This window comes from Streptomyces sp. NPDC005017, from assembly GCF_042873115.1.
Taxonomy (GTDB): Bacteria; Actinomycetota; Actinomycetes; order Streptomycetales; family Streptomycetaceae; genus Streptomyces.
Genome location: NZ_JBIALD010000028.1, coordinates 27765 through 51782 on the forward strand (window position 1 = coordinate 27765; position 24018 = coordinate 51782).

Here is a 24018-nt window from a genome sequence, read left to right on the forward strand (position 1 = left end):
CACCCCATGGCAACCTTCACCTGGGAACAGGCCATCAAGATCCTCCTGCCCGACACCAACTCGCTGACGAACCGCGAGGCGGTGACGGCCGAGAAGTGGCGGGCGCAGGACAACGTCCACATCGAGATCGTGAGCGGCGACGGCACCGCCTTCGCCAAGAGGTTCGACGTCTCCCACATCGTCCCCCTCGCACAGAACGAGTACACGAACAACAACCTGCAGTATTCGTGCGTGGTCGGGTTCAACATGGACTGGAAGAACGTCCTGGACAACACCCAGTCCAAGTTCAACATGTTCCACAGCGACGCCGCAAAGGCCCTGACGGAGCTGCTGTTCTCGAAGACGCGCAGTTCGGGAGCCGTCAGTTTCGCCTCCTTCGACGCCGCGGCGGAGGTGATCCACGGTGCCCACGCCTGGCTGGCGAAGTGGGTCCCGATCATCAAGCGCTGGGAGGAGAACGTCGACGCCGACGAGAGCGAGTGGAAAGGCAGCGCGGCCGGAGCCTTCAGGAAGTTCCTCGACATCATCCACACGGAGATCAGCAAGGTCCAGGTCGACCTCGCCCAGCCCATGGCCACAGGGGGCTTCACCGGCTATCCGGACACCTTCGACTTCTCCGGACAGAGCGGCTACGAGAAGCTCATCGCCGACGCCAAGCAGCAGCTCAACGACTCCCTCTACTGGATGTACCAGGCGCTTGAGCAGTGGTGGTGGCCGCCGAGCTCGGCGGAGATGAACCCCAAGGCCAGCCCGGTGGGACGCATGCGTGACGCGTTCCAGGCGGTCATGTCGAACGCCACGTGCACCTTCACGTGGCAGCCGCAGAGCAGCGGCGGCACGTACTCCGCGCCCATCTACTACCCCAAGAACCCGAAGGTCCTCGACAACAGCGGGTCCGACGTCAGCCAGAAGTTCTGGCTCGACGGCGTCGAGCTCGCCGCCAAGAAGACGTGGCTGGAGAATCTGCAGCCGCTCGACGACGCGGCGCAGAAATACATGAGCGCGGTGGACACGGCGTACCTCGCGCTCGGCGGGTCGCTGCGCGAGGGCATCTACCAGCCCCGTTTCCAGATGCCCACCGGCGGCGGTGCGGGTCCGAACCCCGAGGCTCCCCCCAAGGGGGGCGGCGGCGGTGCGGGCGGCGGCACCGGAGGCGGTATCGACGGCATCGGCAAGGGCGGGCCCGGCGGCGGCACCGGGGGCGGCATCGGCAAGGGCGGGCCCGGCGGCGGCATCGGAGGAGGGACCGGCGGCGGCAAGGGCGGTCCGAAGACCGGGCTCCCCGACACCCTCCCCGGCAGCGGGAAGGGCGGCGGGACGGGTTCCCCTCCGCCGATCGGCCTGCCCGGGTCCGGTTCGTCGGGCGGCGGCGCCCCGCTGCTGGACAAGAACGGCAAGCCCGTCCTGGGCGCGGACGGCAAGCCCGTCATGCTGCCGCCGGGCTCACGCATCGGCAAGGACGGCAAGGTCTACGACGCGAACGGCAAGCCGGTCCTGGGCCCGAACGGCAAGCAGATCATCGCCCCGCCCGGCGCCAAGGTGGGACAGCAGCAGCCCAACCCCGAGGAACAGCCGGGCAAGGGGATACCGGGGTCCAACTACGACCAGATCCTGCTCCCCGAGGGCGCGAAGATCCTCCCGGACGGCACCGTGGTCGACGCCAAGGGCAAGCCGCTGCTCGACTCCAACGGCAACCCGTACGCGCTGCCCGAGGGGGCCACGATCAAGGACGGCGTCGTCGTCGACGCGAACGGCAAGCCCCTCAGCCGCGCCTACCAGCTCCTGACGAACGCCGAGCACGCCCTCAACTCCCGCCCCGCACCGCACCCCACGACCGGCGGAGGTCCGGGCGGCGGCGACGGCAGGCTGCCCGAGCGCCTCGGCAGCGGCAGCGGTGGCGGCGCGGGGAGCGGCTCGAAGAGTTTCACGGGTACGGCGACCGGCGGCGGGACCACCCTCCTCGGCGACCGGGCGGCACGCTCCGTCGGGCTTCCCGCGCCGGAGAGCGGCGCCGCCGCCACGGCCGGCGCAGGCACCGGCGGCCCGCACCCGTCCGGCGGCGCGGAGGGCGGCACGCGTACCACACACCCCCCGATGATGCCGCCGATGAACCCCGGCGCGGCCGGCGCCGGCCAGCCCAACCAGGACAAGGACCGGCAGCGCACCACCTGGCTCACCGAGGACGAGGAAACCTGGGGCACCGACACCGGCTCCGTCAGCGGGGTCATCGGCCGCTGACACCCACCCGCCCACGCCACACCTCCCCACTCCCGCACGAAAGGCGGCCCATGCCCATCGACTTCGACGGCATCCTCAAGGACGCGATGTCGGCCCTGCACGACCACCGGGACAAGATGCTCGCGGCCAAACGCGAACTGGACGCGGCGACCGCGACCGCCACCTCCAAGGACCACATGGTGTCGGTGACGGTCGGCCCCCAGGGCCAGGTGGTCTCGATGACCTTCCACACCAAGGCGTACCAGTCGATGGCGCCGGCCGAACTGGCCGCCGCCCTCGTCACCGTCCTCAACGAGGCGCGGGCCGCGATGGGCAGCCAGGTCATCGAACACATCAAGGGGTTCCAGGACTTCGGCGGACACCTGCGCAGCGTGACCGGGCTCGCCGGCACCCCCGTCGAGATGGACGAACTCCTCAAGCCGCTGCGGTCGATGGCCCCGTCCTTCGGACTGGAGGAGACCTTGGGCGAGCTGAAGGCGGCCAAGCAGGAGGAGTTCGCCGCCGAGGACGACGCGGCGGTCGGCCGCGCCGGCGAACAGAAGGCGAAGCAGGAGGAGTTCGCGGCCGAGGCCGAGAGCCGCATCCCCACCGGAAAGCAGGAGCAGTTCAGTGGCTGACGACCTGAAGGTCCTGGGCGACCTCAAGAACAAGTTCGCCCACTACGACGACTACCAGCGCTGCCTCACCGACCTCAGCCGGGCCATCGTCCAGATCAACAAGATCAACAAGGAGTCCGCGGGGCAGGACGAGATCGGCAAGGCGTACCACCAGCAGGTCGACCGGCCCACCGTGAGCCTGACCGAGACCCTGGAGTACGTCAACAAGCGGCTGGGCACGATCGTCGACGCCGGGAACCAGACGGCCGACACCATGACCAACGCGGACGAGGAGGCCGGGAACCGGTCGAACGGCTTCTGAGCCCGTCCAGGGCACCGGCACCGGCCCCGGCGGGGCCGACCGCACCTGGATCCAGATCGCCGTCGCCCCCGCCGCCCGGCCCGTGTCCGGGCGGCCGTCCGGCCCCCGTCCGCGCGGTCGCACCCCGCTGAACCGCGCGGACCGTCCTCCCCGTTCCTCCGGGCACAGCCGTCGCCCGATCAGAGGACCTCACACCATGGCCATCAACCCGCCGGAAGGGATCGCCGACTTCCTCGGCTTCGTGTCGGGCATGGGATGGCCCGAGGCCGACGAGGACCTCATGCGGCGGGTATCGGAGCACTACGCCTCCATCGCGCGTGACCTGGAGAAACTGTCCGGGTACGTCATCGAACTCATCCCGATCGTCAAGAACGACTTCGACGGCGAGGCAGCCGATTCGTTCCTGCTCGCCATGAACGACCTGACGGGCCAGACGGCGGGCGCGAACCAGCTGGAGCAGACGGCGGAGCTGTCCCGTCAGCTGTCCGAAGTGGCGCTGAAGGTCGCCAACCAGGTCGAGTACACGAAGATCATGGCGATCCTCCAGCTCGTGCAGCTGCTCGCCGAGATCCTTTTCGCCACGCTCTTCTCCGCCTTCACCTTCGGCTCGGTGTGGGGCCCGGTGTCGGCGCTGTTCGCCGCGACGCGCGAGGGCCTGCACCAGCTCTTCCGGTGGCTGCTCCAGACGATCATCAGCCAGACCTTCATCGGCATCGTCGGCGGCATCTTCCAGGACACGGTGATCCAGCTCTACCAGCTCGGCGCGGGTCACACCACGAGCTGGAACACGGAGTCGCTGATCGACTCCATCAAGCAGGGCGCGCTGACCGGCGTGGTCGCCGGTCCGCTGGAGATCTTCTTCCACTACGGCGGCAAGCTGCTCGGCAGGGTCCTCGGCAAGACCCCCGAATCGATCCTCAGCAAGCGGGTCGACGACGTGCTGAACAAGGTCGACGACAAGCTGGACGACGTCACGCCCAACCCGAGGCCCGACATCACGCCGGGCGGGGCGGGCGGCGCGGGGTCGAAGCTGGACGACGTCGCGTCCAAGACGGACAAGGACCTGCCGCCGATCCCGCCCAACACGAGGCCGGACGCCGCGACGCCTCCCCGGGTACCGCCGAAGACCGTCGGCGACGACACCGTACCCACGCCGGCAGGCGGCGGGACGACGACGCAGACGCCGGGCAGCGCCACGCCCAAGGGCAAGCCGGACGCGCCGACGTCGGGGGCTCCCGCCCCCGGCAAGGTCAACGGCGGCGTGTCCCCCACGGGCAAGACCCCCGCACCCTCAACCGCGGGCAGGACGGCCGACGCGCCCCCCACGGACAAGCCCGACGTCCCGCACCCCAACAAGACGGAGACCGTCGGCGGCAACCAGGCCCCCGGCGCGGGCAAGGCCGCTGACGACACGTCGACGGCGGGGACACACGTCAAGGCCCCCGACACGTCGGCCGCCGGCCGGGCCGCGGGCGACGCAGGCACCCCGCTGGACGACCTCCTCGTCACCAAGGAGGCGCGGTCGGCCTTCGCCAAGGACATCGGTGACCTGCTCGGCGGCGTCAGCCGCAATCTGGAGACCGGGTTCCTGCGGTTCGGCGAGGGCACCATCGCGGACTCGTTCGCCAAGAAGATGGGCGACGTCTTCTCCCAGCACCTCGGGCGGGCCGGTGCCAGGGAGGCGGGCCAGGAGTTCGGCGAGATGCTGACCCGCAAGTGGGTCCGGCTCGGCGCGGACCACACCGAGCTGCCCGAGCTCCTCACCAAGGCGATGGGGGACTTCGGCCAGTTGGCACCGCTGAAGAACCTCGCCGACTCGGTGCCGAACCTGTTCGCCCGCTCCGAGCACAGCAACGCCCTGGCCCGCATCTTCAAGCAGGAGAACCCGCTCCAGGGCAGCCCGATGTACCAGCTCGGCGGAGCCATCTCGTCCCTCCTCAACGAGGGCACGAACGAAATGCTGAGCGAGGGCTTCTACAACCTGATCTTCGGGGACGGAACGTTCAAGGTCAGCGGCGGCCCGTTCGCCTCCGGCGTGGCCATGGGCGCGCTGAGCCACGGCCTGCACCGGGCGTTCGAACCGATCATGGTGAGGTACCAGGACTGGGTCCTCAGCCACCAGCACGCCGACAACCCGCACGACAGCAAGTACTTCGGGCTGCTCCATCCCATCAACATCGCCTCGTTCGTGTCGAACATGACGGGCAACCCGGCACCGTGGCCGGTCCCCCGCCCCACGTCCGAGGTGCAGGACCAGAGCTTCACCCGTGACATGAAGGACATGGTGAAGTGGGTCTTCTCCAACCCCATCACCGGCACCCCGTTCTTCGCCGACCTGCCCCAGCGGCCGGACGTCACGGTCGAGAGCGACGGTGACGGCGCCTTCACGCCGCTCGACCTCGACCTGGGCCCGTCGTTCGGCGACGAGTTCGCCCGGGATCCGCTGTTCCAGGGGGGTGAGGAGGACTCGGACCCGGCCGCCGGGCCGCCCCGGGCCACCGTCTCGTCGGACTTCTCCGCCCTGCTGGGCGGCGACACGGCGACCCCGGCTCCGAACCTGACGGACCAGAACCAGGCCACGGCCCGCCCCGTGACGCAGAGCGGCGGCGACCCGTTCAGCACATCCGAACAGCCGGAGAACCCTTCCCCGGCGCATACGGGGGTGCCGGCACAGGCCGAGCCCACGTCGGACCCCCGGCGCCACCCGCTCCAGGACGAGGCGGACAAGGCCGCCGCCCAGGGACTCGGCTACCTCTTCCCCGCCGACGGCGACGACACCACGACCCCCGACAGCACCCTGAACCCGGCCGGGGACGAGGGCGGTGACGGGGACGACGGCACCACCCCGCCGGACGACGCCCCGGTCCGGGACATCCCCTCCGGCATCGCCGTCGGCGTCCTCACGCCCGCCCAGAGCACGGCGCTCCAGGCCGTCCCCCGGCGCCCCGGGGTCTTCGTCGTCGGCATGCACACCGACCCCCGCACCCCCCACGACCCGGACGCCGTCCTCAAGGCCCTCACCGACGCCCACGACCAAGGCCGGCTCGACGACATCACCGAGATCCAGTTCACCGCCTGCAACCTCGCCACCCCCGTCCACGAGAGCATCGTCCGGACCGTCATGAGCGGCCTGTGGCAACACCGCGCCGCAGCGGGCACCACAGCCCCCGACCCCCTCACGGCCCGCGCCGCCGACGCACCCGTCTGGTACGTCCCCACAGCAGGCGGCGGCACGACGGACAGCGACACGGAAGGCGGCCACCTCCTGACCGCCCAGCACATCGGACTCACCCCCGACGGGAAGATCGCCGTCGTCGACCAGGGCACCTGGCACCTCTACCGCGACAGCGGCGACTCCCACCACACGCCCGACCGCACCACCCCCGACACCGACACCCTCCCCGACGACGCCGTCCGCTTCCTCTTCCGCACACCCGCCATCGACACGGAACACCCCGACGCCGTCAAGTTCGGCCAGGACGGCCAGATGCCGCTCGACAACGGCGAAGGTTCCAGCTCCAGTTCAGGGTCGGGGTCGAGTTCCCACTCCCGCCCGTTCACCGAGGACGACGAAGCCTCGGTCTCGGATCTGGTCCGGATCCGCTACATGCAGGCGTCTGAGGAGTACGAGAAGAGGCTCGCGGACTACCTGGCCACGCGGGAGGACGTCCAAGAGGTCGCACAGAGGCTGACCCAGGAGATCTGGCGTCGCATCAGGGGCGAGAAGCGCAGTTTGCTGGGGACCACCAACTACACACTGCCCGGTGCCGTGGGGAACACGGAGGCACGTCTGCGCGACGTCGTCCACCACGGCAACGTGCGTGAACGCATGGCCATGATCTTCAACTCCATATCGACCCAGGTGCTGCCCAAGGCACTCGGCCAGCCCGCCGGATACCCGGACGTCATCAAGAAGGAGCGCACGGACCGGCTCTTCCACCCCGAACCCAGGGAGTACGACGAGCTCTACGGCCTCCTCGCGAAGATGGACAAGGCCGGGGAGAGAGGTACGCCGAAGTACTCGGAGAAGCACCACCGGTGGAAGGAGCTCGCGTCACGCCTCTACAAGACCGATCCGGACACGGTCAAGCCGCCGCTGAGCGACAGGGAGAAGGACAAGGCGAAGAACAAGGCCGGGCAGCTGGTGTGGATATCCGGTGCGCAGAGGTCCCACCTCGCCATGAAGTCCTCTCTCCAGACCAGCAGTGAGCAGCACGGGCTCCTGGTCAAGACCGGTACGTCCGGCTCGGGCTACTACTTCCACAAGTACGCCCAGCTGATGGCCCGGCAGTGGAACGTCCCTGTCGACCATCAGGCACTGCGGCTCGCGATCATCTCCACCTTCGTCGGACAGGGACACCACACGCTCCCCGAGGTGCTCCGCGGCACCTCGGTATTCGCTGACGAGGCCGGCATGCCCGAGCTGCGTACGCCCTACCCGAGCTCCTCCGACGCCTCCGACTGGGCCCACTACCGCGCCCTCCCCCCGCTGACCGAGGACGACCTGCGTCGGCACGTCGCCGTCGACGGCAGGTTCCCTGACGAGATCGCCGAGGACTTCCGGCGCGAGCTGGAGGAGAAGCGGAGCGCGCGACGCGGGACGGAAGAGGGCTCGAACGACCCCGACGCCATGGAAATCGACCGGCCCAAGCGTCCCTTCCCCTTCGACGGGGACGGTGAGGAGGACGACAACGACGTCGAGATGGAGCTGGACCCCAAGCGCTGGCGTCAGGGCAACAGCCCCAACGTCAGCCCTGGCGTCCCCGAGAACTCCCCCTACACCCTGCCGGGGCAACAGCTGCCCGAGGAGGTCTCCCCGGCGGAGCGGCCGATCACGGCGGACCGGTGGTCGGCGTGGAAGTGGGCTCCGGGCCGCCAGGACGTGCCACCGCCCGCCCGGGTCCGCACCGAGCGCTTCGACCCCTCGGCGGACCCGGACACCACCGGTCCGTTCCCGGGCACGGCGGACCGGCGCAACGACGACGGGACACTCGCGGGTTACCGCACGCTCATCAGCGCCGACGTCCAGCGCTTCACCGTGCCCCCGGACGGGGACGGCGCGCCGGGCGGGGCCGTACGTCTTGTGCAGGTCACCCTTCCGGTGATCGTCGACGACTCCTACTCGGCCGCCGACGTCGCCGCGCTGCGGGACCGGCTCCAGGACCTGCTGGACACCCATGTGAACCTGGGCTTCCGGCTGCCCCGCAGCCGGGACCAGCTCCACATGGAGGTGCGGCTCGAACCCGTGTCCGCGTCCCGGGACGGGGACAGGGGTGAGGACTGGGTCACGGTGAGCCGGGACGCCGGGCCCGGGAACAGATCCGACCAGCTGCACTTCCGGCTGCACGCCGACGACACGGACCCGGACGTACGCAGCCGCGACAACGCCATGCTGCTGCACGAACTCCTGCACTACACAGGGCTGCCCGACCGTTACCACGACGCCGAGACGCTGTTCCGGCACACGCCCGACCGGGCCGACGCGTCCGGGGTCATGGCGACGGCCGCCCTGCCCGACGGCACCCTGCCCCACCGCTACCTGGACGCCGTCGAGGACGTCACGGAGTCCGGTTCCGTCCTCCACGACAACGACGGCCCCGGCACATGGACCACCCCGCTGCCGGAGGCACCGGTCCGGGACATCCCCTCCGGCATCGCCGTCGGTGTCCTCTCCCCCGCCCAGACCACCGCCCTGCGGTCCATCCCCCAACGCCCCGGCGTCTTCGTCGTCGGCATGCACACCGACCCGAACGCCCCGCACGACCCGGCTGCCGTCCTCAAAGCCCTCGCCGACGCCCACGACCAGGGCCGGCTCGACGACATCACCGAAGTCCAGTTCACCGCCTGCAACCTCGCCAGCCCCGTCCACGAGAACATCGTCCAAACCGTCATGAGCGGCCTGTGGAAACACCGCGCCGCAACGGGCACCACCACCCCCGACCCCCTCACCGCCCGCGCCGCAGACGCCCCGGTCTGGTACATCCCCACAACCACCGGCGACACGACGGACGGTGACACAGGGGGCGGCCACCTCGTCACCGCCCAGCACATCGGGCTCACCCCCGACGGGAAGATCGCCGTCGTCGACGAAGGCGCCTGGCACGTGTACGGCGACAGCGGCGATCCCCACCACACGCCCGTCCACACCACCTCCGGCCCCGACACCCTCCCCGCCGACGCCGCCCGCTTCCTGTCCACCTCACCCCACGACGCCACCCAGCACCCCGGCGCCGTGATGTTCGGCCTTCTCTCCCACCACCTGCCCCGGGAGCAGTGGAGTGCGCTGGTGTCCGATCCCGCGTGGGTGGACCTTCTCGCCGAGGTGACGGACACCGATCCTGCCCCGGACGACGCCTGGCACACGATGGACGCGGCAACGTACCTGCGGCTGCGGAACCAGGTGGTCCCAGAGGCGGACGATCCGATGAGGCCAGAAGACGTCGAGACGGCCTTCTCCAACTACACGCTCGACCGCTCCGCCGACGCCGACAGCCGCCTGGAAGCTGTCGTGAACCTGGTCAAGGACCTCCAGGCGAACACGGAGAGCGAGTCGCTGACGGCTGACGTCCAGATCCTGCTGCAACGCCTGCTCCTGGACCAGGGCTTCCCCCCGGCACGGCTGCACGACGGGGCGCGCACCGCGGAGTTCTGGACGGACGACAACGCGATGCTCCTGAGGGGCGAGTTGATCCTCGGCATGGCCGACGCCACGGACGCCGGGGCCGCTCCCCCCCTCGGCACGCTCACGACCGGACCTGCGGCGACTCCGTCCGACGAGGTGCTGTCGAAACTGCTCCCGGAGGGCTCGGACGAGAACCACAAGATCCTGCTCCGCGAACTGCTGGAGGGCGCGCACGACCAGGACAGTCCCTGGCACACCCTGAACGGCACGGCGTACCTCGAACTGCGCTCCCGGATCGAGGGCGAACCACTCGGCGTCCCCGCCGGGGAGGTGGACGACATCTTCACGTCGTACACGACGGACCTGGCGAACGCCGAAACTCGCATGGACCAGCTGAAGGCCGTCGCCAAAACAGTCCAGCAGCTGCACACGACCGCCGGCCTCACCGGGGGGCAGGCGCTGACCGTCCACTCCCGGTTCCTGGTCCCGCGCATGCTCCTCGACCTCGGCATCACACCGGTACCCCTGCCGCCCAAGCTCCACGCCGAGCCGGCCTGGAAGGCGTTCAGTGGCCCGGCGACCCGGATGCCCCAAATGAAGAAAACGCGCTTTTCGACCTTCGCGAGCCAAGTCGCCTCGGCCGTCATGGACGCTCGCTCCCTCTCCTGGTCCCCCCCGCCCGCCTCCGTTCCCGAGGACGGCGACACACCCGCCGTCGCACCGCCGGACGAGCAGGCGACCGACACCGGCATCCCCGCGACCTCCGACGCACCCGTCGCTCCAGAAGTCCAGGCGCCGCATGACAGCCCTGTACGCGACGGGGACGGAGACGAGGCGCCTGAACCGAGCGACTGGCGGAAGGAGCTGAACGACCTCGGCCCCCTCACGAAGGAGGAGGCCACCGCCTATCTGGTGCTCCCCGAGCCCCCACTCGGGCTGCTGGGCCGGGCGGACCAGCTCCTGCGCACCAACCACCGGCCGTACACCACCCTTGTCAAGGATCTCCCGGCCGATGCGCAGCACTGGCTGGAGGTACGGGTCCCCGCCCGGGGGGCCGTCGACACGGGGGACGGACGGCTCCTCGTCGGCAAGGACCGGCTGGCGTCGGTGACGCTCACCGGCCCGGACGACACGCTGACCGCCATCGAGGGATTCGAATCCCGGCTGCGGCACATGCCGACGAAGCCCACCCCGCCACAGGCCACCTCGGAACAGCCGGCCTCGGAACAAGCGACCCCTCAACAACCGACCCCTCAACAACCGACCTCGGAACAGCCAACCTCCGGACAGCCCGTCCCCGAACAGTCAACCTCCGAACAGTCCGTCCCGGAAAAGCCCGTCCCGCTCTCCGTGCTGAGCCGTGTCGGACAGGCTCTGTACGTCAACCCGGACCACGACGAGCACCACACCACCGTCTGGACGGCGGTCCGTATGGCCTACGCCGAGGCATCGCGCGACGCCGAGCGCGCTCTCGGCGAGTACCTCACCGGGCGGGAGGACGTTCAGCAGCAGGTGCGGAGGCTGGTGCGGGCGGCCTGGGACAACCTGCCGGAAGACAAACGGACCAAGCTCGGCACCGAGGGGAAAACCGGCAGCGGGTCCGTCGGCAAGGATCTGGGGACACTGCAGGAGGTCGTCGAGAACGGCAACATCCGCGAGCAGATGCACATGCTCGTCACCGGGGCCCACACCGTCCTGCTGGACCAGTTGAGGATCAAAAAGTCCAAACCGCTCATCCTCGACCGCGAGTGGGACGACCCGGCCAAGCCGCTACAGCCGCGGAAACAACAGGACGGCGACGTCGTCCAGAACATCAAGCGGGAAAAGGAGCGGCTGGAGAAGGAGAAGGCGGGCAGCCCCGAACTGCAGGCACTGCTCGACGCCCAGGACCACCGCAGGCGCACCGAGTTGCGGCCCGACGAGGTCGTTCCGCCTCTCAGCGAGCGCGAGCGCAGGCACGCGCTGGACAACGACCGGCTGACGTGGGAACCGGGCGAGCGGCACCGGCAGATCGCCCTCGGGACCGTGAGCCAGGTGACGGCCGAGGGGACCGGTGGCCTGATGAGCGCGGGCACGTCGAACACGACGTACTTCACGCTGATGGTCGTTCACGCGATGTCCGAGAGGTGGCAAGTCCCCGTCGACTTCCAGCTGGTGCGTCTCGCCCTGATGGCGGACATGCTCCCGATCGGCCACCACACCTTCCACGAGATCATGACAGCGTCGGAGGCGTTCGAGCAGGACGTGCTGGTTACGCAGCAGCAGGCGGGCGCCGCGTACACCCCTGTCCTGTCCTACCGCGACGACTGGGGCAGGTTCCGCTCGCTCGCGCCGCTCACCGAGAACATGCTGCGGGAAGCCATGCCCGGCGGGAGGTTCCCCGAGGAGGTCGCCCTGGGCCTCGAAGCCCATGAGCGCACGCCGGACGTGCTGCCCCCCCTGCCTTCCGAGCCGCATGCCGCCCGTACGCGCCGCGCGCTTTCCGTGAGCGAGCTGGACACCCTGATCGAGAGGACGCCCGGTCTGACCGACCGTGCGGTCGTGCTCCTGCGGGAGGCGCTCGGCGACGGCGGGAACATCAGTCGCGACTGGCGTCGGCTGAACGCCGGCTCCTTCCTGGACCTGAGCAGGCGCGTCACCCAGCCGGACGACGCCGTCCAGGGACCGCAGACCGGTGTGTGGGACGAATTCGAGACGGCCATGAATCGCTTGTTCCCACTTCCCCCGGCCGCCCGTCGACCCGACCCGACCGACCCGGACACCCCCGAGACGGCAGCGTCCGCTCCGGACACCCCCGAGACCGCCCCGTCCACCCCTGACAGCCCGCAGCCCGACCCTCTGGAGCAGAGTCTCGACTCCGCCTTCGACGACTACTACGCCACCCTGGCCGGTGACCCGAGCAACGGAACCCGCCTGACCGCGCTGGCCGAGCTCCTCCTCAAGCTCCGGAAGACCGAGAGCCTTCTACCGCCGGACGCCGATGTCTCCACCGCCCTCGGGATCGTGACCCAGCGCCTGCTGGTGGACCAGGGCTATCCGCCCGCCCTGTGGGACGAGAACATCGCCGGCCCGGAGTTCTGGCCGGACGACGCTCCCTCGCTGGTGCTGAAGCTGGAGACGGCCATCGGCGCGTTCATCCACCAGCAGACCGTGCGGCGGATCCCCGCCGGCATCGCCGTGGGCCCCATGAACGCCGCCCAGTCCAGGGTGCTCGGCTCCCTGCCGCCGAGCCCCGGCGTCTTCGTCGTCGGCATGCACACCGACCCGAACACCCAGCACGACCCGGCTGCCGTCCTCAAAGCCCTCGCCGACGCCCACGACGAGGGCCGGCTCGACGGAGTCACCGAGATCCGGTTCACCGGCTGCGACCTTGCCTCCCCCGTCCACGGGTCCACCGTGAGGACGGTCATGAGCGGCCTGTGGAAGCACCGCGCCGAGAACGGCGAGAACGGCCCGCTCACCGCGCTCGCCGCCGACGCCCCGGTCTGGTACGTGCCCGGCGGCGACGGGGTGTTCACCGCCCGCCACGTGGGCGTGACCGCCGACGGCCGGATGACCGTCCTCGGCGGCGCCGACTGGCACCGCTACACCGACACCGGCGCCCCCGACCACACCCCCGAGACCACCCCCGTCGGCGACGACGGGGCCCCCGCCGACGCGGTGCGCCTCACGGACGGCGACGAGACCGGCCCGGCGCACGAGGACGCGGTGCGGTTCGGCGACGACGGGGACACCGCCTCGATCAGCATGACGATCGACGGAACACCCCTGCGCATCGAGCGGACCATCGAATTCGGCAAGGGGAAGAAGACCCTCCCCGAGGAGAGCCGGACGATGCTCCAGGACCTCGCGATGGAGCTCTTCCCCGAACTGGTCCGCCGCGCCGAGGACCCCTCGCTGGGCCCCCTGCGGATCGACGTCACGGCAGGTGGCAACAACCGGCTGCCCGGGGCCGCGAAGGCGGTCGGGCAGGAGCGTGCCCTGGCCGTGTCGAGCGCGCTGGCGACCGAGATCCGGAAGCTGGCCTTCGGCCTGGAGATACCGGAGGCGAACGCCATGGCCGTGTTCGCCCCCGGGTCTCGCGGCCGTGACGTCTCGGGGCTGGACACAACGCACGACACGCCCGCGCCGGAGCTGCGGCGGCGGGCCACGATCTCCTCGCTGGTCCAGGAGGCGAGCACGTCCCACCTGCGGCCCGTACGGTCGCTACGGGCGCACACCACCGTGGTGGACCTGTTCCGCAGCCTGGCGGACCCGCTGAACACCGACCACACGCCGTTGTCCCTGCACGACCTGACCGGTTCGCGGATCTACTGGAAGACCACCCCGGACTTCCCGGCGGACCACAACCTGGTCTTCCGCGTGGAACTCCTGGAGGAGGACACGAGCAGCGCGCAGACGGCCGGCGACGACCTGGTGGTCTTCCCCGCTGGCACACAGGTCCGCGTGGTCTCCTTCGACCGGATGGACTCCGGCCGCTTCCTGGTGACCTTGCGCGAGGTGAGCCCGTACGACGCGCCGCAGCCCGAGACGACGACACCGCACGAGCCGGTCGTCGGCATCCCCGGCGTCAGCTACCTGGGCCCGAACCGTCCCTTCGACTCGGCGCTCCGGCACCGCGCTGAGCAGGAGAAGACCTCCACCGCCAAGGAAAAGGGCAAGGCGGTCGCCAAGGACCGGAGCAAGAGCAAGAAGGTCGCCGCGGACGAGACCGAGGCAGAGGGAAGCAACGGGGCCGGGAAGCAGGAAACGGAAGAAAAGAGGGACAAGGATCCTAAGCCGGGCCATTACCAGCCCCGGAAGGCGCTCTACATCCACCGGGGAGAGGTGGAGGTGGAGATGACCAAGGAGGGTCCGCACGTCCGCTTCTACACGGCGGTCGTCAGCCAGACCGATGTGACGTACGACCCCGTCACCCAGAAGGTCACAACGGTCAGGCACAAGGACGTCCAGCAGGACCCGGTCACCGGGAAGGTCCTTCTGGCTTCCGGCGGCGAATCCATGGACGGCACCATGTGGACGGGCATCGGCACGCCCATGCGCGCCATTGCCTGGGCCATGAAGTACAAGGTGGCGGATGCTCCGTTCAAGCCGCTGATCCGCTCCTACCTGGTTCCTCTGAGCGTCTACCGGGAGATCACGTCGACCTCGGTTCCGGAGGGCGACGCCAACTTCCTCGGCGACCCCTACCGGGGCAGCGAATCGCTCGACCTCCGGAAGATACGCGCCCCCTTCCACCCCCATTCCATCGTCTGGAAGTCGCTCGACCCGGAAGAGTTCGCGAAGAACGCCCGGGTGGCGGAGGCGGAGGAGATCTACGAGAAGAGGTGGGATGCCTGGAAGCAGAAGACCCGCACTCTGCCGATCCCCCTGGAGGAATCCGCCTCGGAACAGACCTCCGCTCCGGCGAATTCCCAGAACACGCCCGCCGTGGAGGGGAGTTCCGCGTCGTCGAGTTCCCAGAACACGCCCGCCGCGAACAAGGACCTCCCGCACAGGCCCCTGGCGAACCGGACGATCAACACCGACCAGCCCGGTGAACGCAACCAGTTCGGCATCCGGGGCAAGCACCTCGAACTGCTGCGCGCGAGCATCGTGCCCGACTCCCTGATCACGTACTACCAGGACGAGTCCGACCTCACTCCGGAGCCCCCGCATTCCGGGGACGAGGGGCAGCGGCGGTACCGGAAGAACGGCAGGGCGGTCCACGTCGACGAACTGCGCAAGCGGGTCGGCGTTCCCGGTATCGGCGAGCCCCAGCTGACGTCCGAGTACAACCCCTGGATCCAGAACAAGAAGCACGTCAACGACGCCGCGAAGCTCCGGTCGATCTCCACCAAACTGCGGCAGCACTACACGACGTGGCTGCATTCCCGGCAGCGGCCGGCCGCACGCACGCAGAGCCTCCTCCTCGACCACGACACGAACCTGATCCCGTACCCCACCCGCCTCCAGAGCCTGAAGAAGTTCCTCAAGGAGAACAGGGACGAGCTGCCCGAAACGACCGGACCGCTCTTCGACGGCGAGGGGAACTTCACCGACACCATCGACTCCGACGACATGTCCCCCGCCGAGCGGCAAGCCAAGGACGACCTTGAGGAGTTCATGCAGAAGACCGTCCTGAACTGGGCCAACCACGCCGAGATCGGTTATCTCCTCTCCCGTCAGCACCAAGAGGTGAAGTCCGACCGGAACCTCAGCGACGCGCCGGTGCCACACGACTTCCACGAGATGCGGCTGCGGCGGAAGGAGGACGTCCACCTCCAGATCCAGGTGGGCAATGACCTCACCCGGGCGTGGCAGGAGGGCAAGTCGCCGTACGAGCTGCTGAACCGGCTGTTCCGGGACTATCCCGAACTGTCGAAGATGTACGAGGAGATCTGCGCCCCGACGGAGCAGTACACCTTCTTCCAGCACGCGCAGATGGTCCTGGGCCAGTACCTCAAGCTCGCCTATCCCGACCGGGACGACCCGAATCGTGTGGTGCCCGTGGACGCGATCGTCAAGGCGATCCTCTTCCACGACATCGAGAAGGCGAACTCGGAGGACATGTACGGCGACAGGAAGAAGTCGGACGAAGACGAGGAGGACGAGCAGGAGCAGGAAGCGAAGCGGCAGCAGAAGAAGGCGCCGTCCCACGACTACGAGCCCGAGCACATGGGGGCCGTCCAGGTCATGAGCCGGTACCGGAACCTGTGGGGCGACGTGGAGGGGGACGAGCGGCAGGCCCGCGCGTACCGGGCGGCCGTGAAGATGGTCGACTCCGACCCCTTCGGTTTCTACTACCGGGACAAGCACTCCGGCAATCCGGACAAGAACCGCGACGCGACGTTCCGGTGGGTCGTCGAGATGTACCTGGACCTCCAGGGCCGGAGCATGGTGACGGCCGACGGAGGAACCCGCGGTCTGACCGCGCTGGACCGGAACGACACCGACGGCATCCGGCGGCTGTTCCACGAGTTCCACCAGTACTACCAGGCGGACTTCTCCTCCTACACGCTCTACAGCTCCTACCTCGACCCCGGCAAGCGGGGCCCGAACGGTGCCCTGTCCGGCCTGCCGCCCGTGCACACGAAGGGCAAAGAGCAGCACGCCACGGACCACTTCGAGCCCGTCGAGGGGGGAACCCCAGCCCCGGCCAACCCCTACGGGACCGGGCCCCGGACGACCGTGGCGCCCTCGGTGGACGGCAGGGACTCCCTGCGGTTCGTCTTCACCGAAAAACGGAACTACTCGGAGAAGTACGAAGCCCTCGCCGCCCTCTTCCAGGACCACGACAGCGTCCTGGCCGCCTACGACCGCGTCGGCGGGGAGCGGCTCCGCTCCGACGCCCGGTTCCTCGGCGACGAGGAAAACGCGCTGGTGGGCCTGTCCGCCGCGAACCAGTCGCGGAAGACCGGGAACAACAGCGACGACGCCGAGGTCGAGGACCTCGGAGCCTTCTTCTTCCTGGGCGGCGGGGACGGGACCACCCTCACCACCGGCCCCGGGACTCCCTCCGAGCAGCGGATCACCGAACTCGCCGACTCCCTCGCCCTCTCCCACCAGGACAACGGCACCCACCACCTCGTGAGCCCCGACGCCGGCGACGCCGAGGCGGACCGGATCCGCGGTGTCGTCGGACGCTTCCCCCGGGACGACCGGTTCTTCACGCTTGCCAGTCACATCGCGGGGAACGACGGGGCGCCCGTCTGGCGCGGGCAGCGGGTCACGCCCGGCGAGCTGGCCGGCGCGCTGTCCCGGCTGGCCGACGGGGTGTGGGACACCGCGAAGCCGCTGCGGTTCGCCGCCTGCGGGCTGGGCGGGGACGTGGAGCGCTCGTACGCCGCCGACACGCTGCGGGAGCTGCGGAAGCTGCGGCCCGACCTGCCGCTCACCGCGTACGCCCCCCGGTCCACGCTGTGGTTCGTCCCCTCGGTGACCGGTACGGACTCCTCGGGCACCGGGCACACGGTCGTGGCCCAGAAGGTCGCCTGGGGTGCCGACGGCAAGCCCCGGCTGGTCCCCGACCACTGGGTCAAGCTGTCCCTGCCGGCGGACGGGGACGGCACAGTCGGGGCCACCCTCCTCAACGCCCACATGCCGCCGGACGGCGTCCTGCCCGACGACGCGCTCTCCCCCGACAACGTGCCGGTGACGACTCCTGCGCCGGAGGGCTACCTCGTCGACGACGGCACCGGGGACGGGGACTCCTCCCGCGCCGTGCCGTTCGGCCAGGCCACGAACGCCGACGGCGGCCAGCCGGAGAGCAGCGCCGCGGCCCAACGCCGCGCCGACGCCGAAGTCCAACGCCGGGCCCAACGCCGTGCCGAACGCCGCGCCCAACGCCTCGCCCAACGCCTCGCCGACCCCGAACGCCGCGACGAAGCCCGGCGCCGCGCCATCGCCGAACGCGTCGTCCGCGAACTCCTCGCCACCCCGCGCCCTGCCCCCGACGGCTCCCGCACCGACGGCACCTCCCGCCGCACTCCCGAAAACACTGCCACCACCTCCTCGGAGAACTCCTCATCCACGAAGGCCCCCTGGTACACCGCCCGGCAGGCGCTCGGCGACGGGCGGATCATGACCGTGACCGGGGCGGCCCTGCAGCGGAAGGACCTGGAGAACGTCCTGGCACCCGAGACGGAGAGGCTGGGCGGAAGGGAAACGGTCGACCGGATCGCGCGGAAGCTGACCCCGCTTCTCGGCGGGAACACGCCCGCCGACTGGGACGGGTTCCTGCGCAAGGGCACGGCCTTCCCCGTCGGTGACAAGACCGTGGTCGTGACCGCCGGGCCGAACGGCCTCACCCACTCCGCGGTCCAGCCCAAGGAGCAGCTGCCCCCGTACGCCTCGCGCAACCAGCCCGTCGTCGGCCACGTCCAGTCCTCCGGCGGCAACCTCGGGCTCTCCGGCGGCCTGGACGTCGTGACGAAGCTGGCGGGCCTGGGGGCCCCGACCGGAGTGGCCCCGACCGTCAAGGTCCAGGCCGGCGGCACGTACGGCTCGACCCGCACCGCCACGGCGGAGACCCAGGCCGCCGGACGGACCGTGCTCAAGGAGATGAACGAGTTCACCGGTGGCGTGGCCCTCCAGGTGCACGTCATCGAGAAGAACGGCGATGCCCGCACGGTGGAGGCATCCCTCCCCGTAAAGCTGCGGTTCGCCTTCCCGGCGGACGTCACCTCCGACACGCCGCAGGACGACTGGCACGTCGTCCGGCCCGAGGCGCTCAAGACGGTGCTTTGCACGGTCAACGCGGTCGCGCCGGGGCCACTCCTGGTCGACCTCGCCGCGACGCTGCGGAAGGCGGGGTTCGCCCCGGACTCCGTCTCCCGGTTCGTCGCCGACGTCACCGACGGCTTCTTCAACGAGAAGTCACTCAAGGACGGCAACCAGTGGTGGAGCACCGGGAGCCTGGCCTCACGGGCGTTCAGCGGCGGGGGGCCGCTGAAGTCGCTCGGCGGCCACTTCGTCGTCGGCGCCACGCTGACCGGCCTGCGGCCCAAGGGCACCACCGGGAGCGCGCTGCAGGTGCGGGAGGACTTCTCCGGCACGTTCGGCGTGAAGTCGAGCGGCAAGCACGCCGACAAGACGGGCATCTCGTTCGGCGCGACCGTGCCGATGAGCACCCCGAAGTTCTCCTTCGCCCCGAGCGGGGAGCTGGGCTTCAGCGCGTCCCGCTCGCACAACTTCGACGTCGGCGGCTCCGACAAGGGCAAAGTGAGGATCAAGCACAAGGAGGAGATCCAGGCCGAGTACCACGCCACGGCGCGGTTCCACGTGGAGTTCCTCTCGACGTCCAAGCGCCCGCCGCTGACGTTCACCTCGACGGTGGAACTGGCCGTGGGCGTGCCCGCCTCCCGGTCCGCCGACTTCGAGAACCTGTTGCTCGGCCCGGACGCGGAGCGGACCCGGGCGAGGGAGCAGCCGGCCCGGGACACCTCCGAGGTGACCCGGTACCCCTCGCGTTTCCAGGCCGCGGGGACAGCCGTGCTCGCCGCGCTGCGGCTGGCCCGCAAGGAGCCGTCCTCCCTCCTCGACCACACCACGGCGCCGACGTTCCCCAAGAAGCCGGTGACCGGCCCGGCGGGGCTGCTGAAGGCGTCCCAGCGGCACCCGATCGAGATCGCGGCCCCCGGTGGCCTGCTCCCGGCCGGCGCCGCGTGGGCGGGTCTGGGCGGCAACCCGCGGGTGAGACCGGTCGCCCACGACCAGCTCTACACGCTGGCCCCTCCGGGCGCCTCCGGCCCGGCCTTCCGCTACCAGGTGGACGCCCTCGGGCGGATCACCGGCGTGCAGCGGCTGCGCCCCTCCACCTTCGCCGAGGCGTTCGGCACCCTGGAGACGGAAAACCACGCGACCCGGCTCGCCCAGCTCCACGCCGACCACCCTCAGCTCGCCTTCGACGTGCAGTCCGCCCCGGACGGCCCGTCGGTCCTCATCCCGCCCGGCCCCGCCGACATCCCGCGGCTGCACGTCCGATCCCGCCCGGACGGGACGCTGAGCGTGCTCGGCACCGTGCACCACCCCATCGAGCACGCCCCCGGCCCCGACCGCACGGCGCCGCCGCCGGCGCCGGCGGCGCCGACGGTGCAGAACCCCCGGAGCGTCCAGACGGTCGTCACCGACCTGCGCGGTCTCCGCTCCCTCGACCAGCCGGTCGCTGTACGGATCCAGCCGGGGTACAGACACTCCGCCGACCTCACCAGCGCCCTCGCCGACGGCCACCCGGACAACCGTGGGCTGACCGTCCTCCAGGACGGCGGAGACCCCCGGACCGTCCAGGACCGGCGGCCGAGCGGCTATGTGGTCGAGGTGGCGGCGGACGGCACCGTCACCGGCCCCGTCCGCCGACGGGACTTCGCCAAGGACCCGCAGGAGCCGGCCGCCCTCGCCTCGCGCACCGGCCTCGGCTCCGGTGTGGCCGCCGAACTCCCCGGCAGCGAGAAGGTGTTGAAGGCCGCACGGAACTGGCTCGACAGCCACCTGGAGCAGAACGGCCTGAAGAACGGGCTGGACGAGGAGCAGTACGCGCAGTTCCACCGGGAGCTGGAGGCGTCCTTCGGCACGCCCGCCATGCGGGCCCACTTCGCCGACCTCCTCGGCTCGGGCGTCCCCCTCGTCCTGCACGTCGGCGGCAGGGAGATCCGACTGCACCTGCGCAGCGAACTCCTCGACCTGTGGGGCAAGTCCACCGAGGACGACCTGTCGACGACCCGCGCGGTGACCCACAACACCAACCAGGCCGTCGGCGTCGGCGACCAAAGCGGCGGCTCGCTCTCCCTCGGCTTCACGCCGCGGTTCGAGCCCCGGAAGAACCACCGGATCGAGATGCCCTCCGTCAAGATCAGCGGCGGCGTCACGTTCTCGAACACCAAGGAGTCGGTGGCCGCCACCGTCAAGACCTCCCGCGAGCAGGAGACCAGCGGCGGACACACCGTCTTCTCCTACGAGATCGTCCACCACCTGACCGCCACGGTCCACGAGAGCGGGGGCGAGCTGGTCTCCGGCACCGCCCTGACCGTCGAGGGCCCCGACGTGTCCGCGAGGGTCCGTGTCGGCGACGACCACCTGGCCACCCCCCACGCGTCCTTCTCCCCCACCGTCGGCACCGTGCAAGACCTCGCCGAGGACGGCATCGCATGGGAGACCGGCACCGACCATCAGGTCTTCCTCGACCTCCGTCAGGGCACCGGAACCGTCCACCCCGAATTCCTCGGCACTTCCGGCCTCACCCTCATCGCGGCCCGGATGGTCGCCGGGGACAGCGGCGGGAACCCGCCCCAGGGCCTGGACGACGAGTTCGCGCAGCACTCCGAGGACACCGTCGGCGCCCTGCGCCAGGGTCTCACCCAGGAGATCGAGAAGGTCTTCACCCCGACCTTCCTCCAGTCCCAGTTCGAGCAGCTCATCGGGGAGGACGGCGCGGTGTTCCCGCTGCCGCAGACCCCGTCCGGCCGCTCGCAGGCCCTCGTGATCCGGCTGCGTACGACCCCGCTCCGGCACGAGGGGACCGGTGGCAGGACCAACCTGGGGTACGTGGCGGAGACCGGCACCAAGTCCAGTACGGCCACGACCCGTTCGCACAACATCGGCGCCGGCGTCGGCGTCGGCGGTTTCGCCGGCCTCCCCGACAAGGGCGTCTCGGTCGCCGGAACGGCGACCCTGGACTACACCCGCACGAACACCACGGTACGGACGAACGCCTCGGCGAACACTCTGTCCTCGACCCTGACGCACAAGGGCACCACCCACCGCTACCGCGCCGACGCCCACTACGAGATCACCCACCACACCTGGAAGCCCGCGGACCGCCTCACGACCGGCCCGTCGAACCACACCACGACGACGCGGTACGTTCAGGTGAACGGCGGCCTGGAACTGGCCGTGCCCGAACCCGAGGCCCGCGCCCTGGGCCTCGACGTCCCCGCCGGGAGCTCCCCCGCCGCCGGGTCCAGCACCGAACCCGGCACCACCACGGGGAGCCGCGTGTACCTCGACGCCGACCTGGCGAAGGCCGTCGCGCACGTGGAGAAGCTCGACGCGGAGGACGTCCTGCCCACCGTCAGGAGGCTGCTCGGTGACCTGCCGGACATGCCGGCGGACGTCGACGGCAGCATCCCCACCGACCTGTCCCGGGGCCTGAGTTCGGTCTTCTCCGCGGAATCGCTGCGCGCCAACTTCACCGCGCTCAGCACCACCTCGGTACGCCAACTGGTCAAGCTGCGGCAGAGGACCGGCGGCACCCGGCTGATCGGCATCCGGGTCAAGGCCACCCTCGGCGCCCCGGCCTACAGCGGCTCCCGCGACAACACCACGCTCGCCATCAGCGACACCGCCACGGCGTCGGACGCGAACGCCACCGGGACGTCGAACAAGGTGAGCCTGCAGGGGTCCCTCGCCGTGAAGGGGCTCGACGCGGCGGGCAAGCCGGTCGGCGGAGGCAAGGCCGGCGGCGGCCTGGAGAGGACCACCGGCTCGACCCGGACCGAGACCGCCTCGGAACGCGACCAGCACACCATGGAGTTCACCGGTACGGCCCGGCAGTTCACGCACCCGGTCAGCTACCAGGTGGAGATCTTCGACGCCTCCGAACCCCACCAACTGACCCAGATGGCGGAAACCGCGCTCAAGGCCCCCGCGAAGCTCGTCGACTGGGCCACGGACGGCCGGGCCGAACGCTGGTTCGCCGAGCAGTGGGAGCAGTTCTTCCCGTCCGGCCACACGCCGCAGCAGAAGGAAACGATCCCCGGCAAGACTGTCAAGCTGCTGGTCCCCGACCACCTGACCGGGGAGACCGCCCCGACGCCCTCCGCACAGACCGAGCCCGAGCCGAGGGCCACGGTCCGCCCGCAGGGCCCCTTGGCCGTGCCGCCGGCCGTCGAACGGCTCGGCACGGACCTGGCTCCCGAGATCCAGGCCCTGTCCCTGCCGAAGCTCGACGCGGCCGTGAAGTGGCTGCCCACCGCCGCCGCCCGGCCGCACCGCGTCGAGGCCGGGGACACCGAAGCGCTGACCCGCAAGGACCTCGCCCCTGCGACCCTGGGGGGCCTGCGGACCGACCTGCTGACCACCGAGCGGAACCTGCGCGCCAACATCCGGCAGCTACTCGGCGAGGGGTACGCGATCCCGGTGACGGGCGGCGAGAAGGTCACCGTACGGCTCCTCGTCCGCGGCACCACGCACATCGCCTCGGAGACCCTCGACACGAACGTGGAGACGGGCGCCCGGGAGCGGGAGTCGGAACGCGAGCAGGAGAAGGGCACGACCGCCTGGTCCGCCTCGGCCGCCCCCGAAGCCCGCCTCCGCGCCATGAACCTCGGGGAACCGGAAGGCCCCGGCGCCTCCGAACTCGCCGTGAACATGAACCTCCAGCTCCTGAACATCGGCGGGGAGTCCGGGAACAACCTCAGCACCAACCGGAGCGAGACGGTCGACGAGCGGGACAAGAAGAAGGGGCTCCAGCACTACTACAAGGCCGACGTCACCTGGGTCCTCACCGGCAGCCGGAACACCACCGTCGAGATCGAGGTGGACGGCGGTCTGATCGGTCTGCTGGGCGACGGTACGGCCGAGGACCTGGCGAAGAAGTACCCGGGCCTGTTCGGGGAGAAGCCGTCGCCACGGGATGGGGCGGAGGCCGAGGACGGCACGGGAAGCAGGGACAAGGGCAAGGGCAAGGGCAAGGGCAAGGGCAAGGGCAAGGGCACCAAGCTGGTGTCCTCGGACTGGTCGCAGCAGTTCCTGTACGAGTGAAC

General features: G+C 70.3%; 4 protein-coding genes. All 4 read left to right on the top strand.

Features of this window, described 5'->3' with window-relative positions:
• Positions 1-6 precede the first annotated feature (6 nt).
• The 4 genes from ACFYR0_RS31540 to ACFYR0_RS31555 all read left to right on the top strand — a co-directional run bounded on the left by ACFYR0_RS31540 (position 7) and on the right by ACFYR0_RS31555 (position 24016).
• Entirely contained in the window at positions 7-2238 is a 2232-nt protein-coding gene (locus tag ACFYR0_RS31540) for a hypothetical protein (RefSeq protein WP_389335672.1), read from the top strand.
• A gap of 50 nt (positions 2239-2288) precedes the next feature.
• Complete coding sequence (locus ACFYR0_RS31545) at positions 2289-2855, top strand: YbaB/EbfC family nucleoid-associated protein (protein WP_389335675.1); 567 nt, start codon at positions 2289-2291, stop codon at positions 2853-2855.
• Positions 2848-3156, top strand: a complete 309-nt coding sequence (locus ACFYR0_RS31550; protein ID WP_389335678.1) for a hypothetical protein — start codon at positions 2848-2850, stop codon at positions 3154-3156. The genes ACFYR0_RS31545 and ACFYR0_RS31550 overlap by 8 nt, the downstream gene beginning before the upstream one ends.
• A 196-nt stretch (positions 3157-3352) precedes the next feature.
• On the top strand, positions 3353-24016 hold the full coding sequence (locus ACFYR0_RS31555) for a hypothetical protein (protein ID WP_389335681.1): 20664 nt from the start codon (positions 3353-3355) through the stop codon (positions 24014-24016).
• Positions 24017-24018 lie beyond the last annotated feature (2 nt).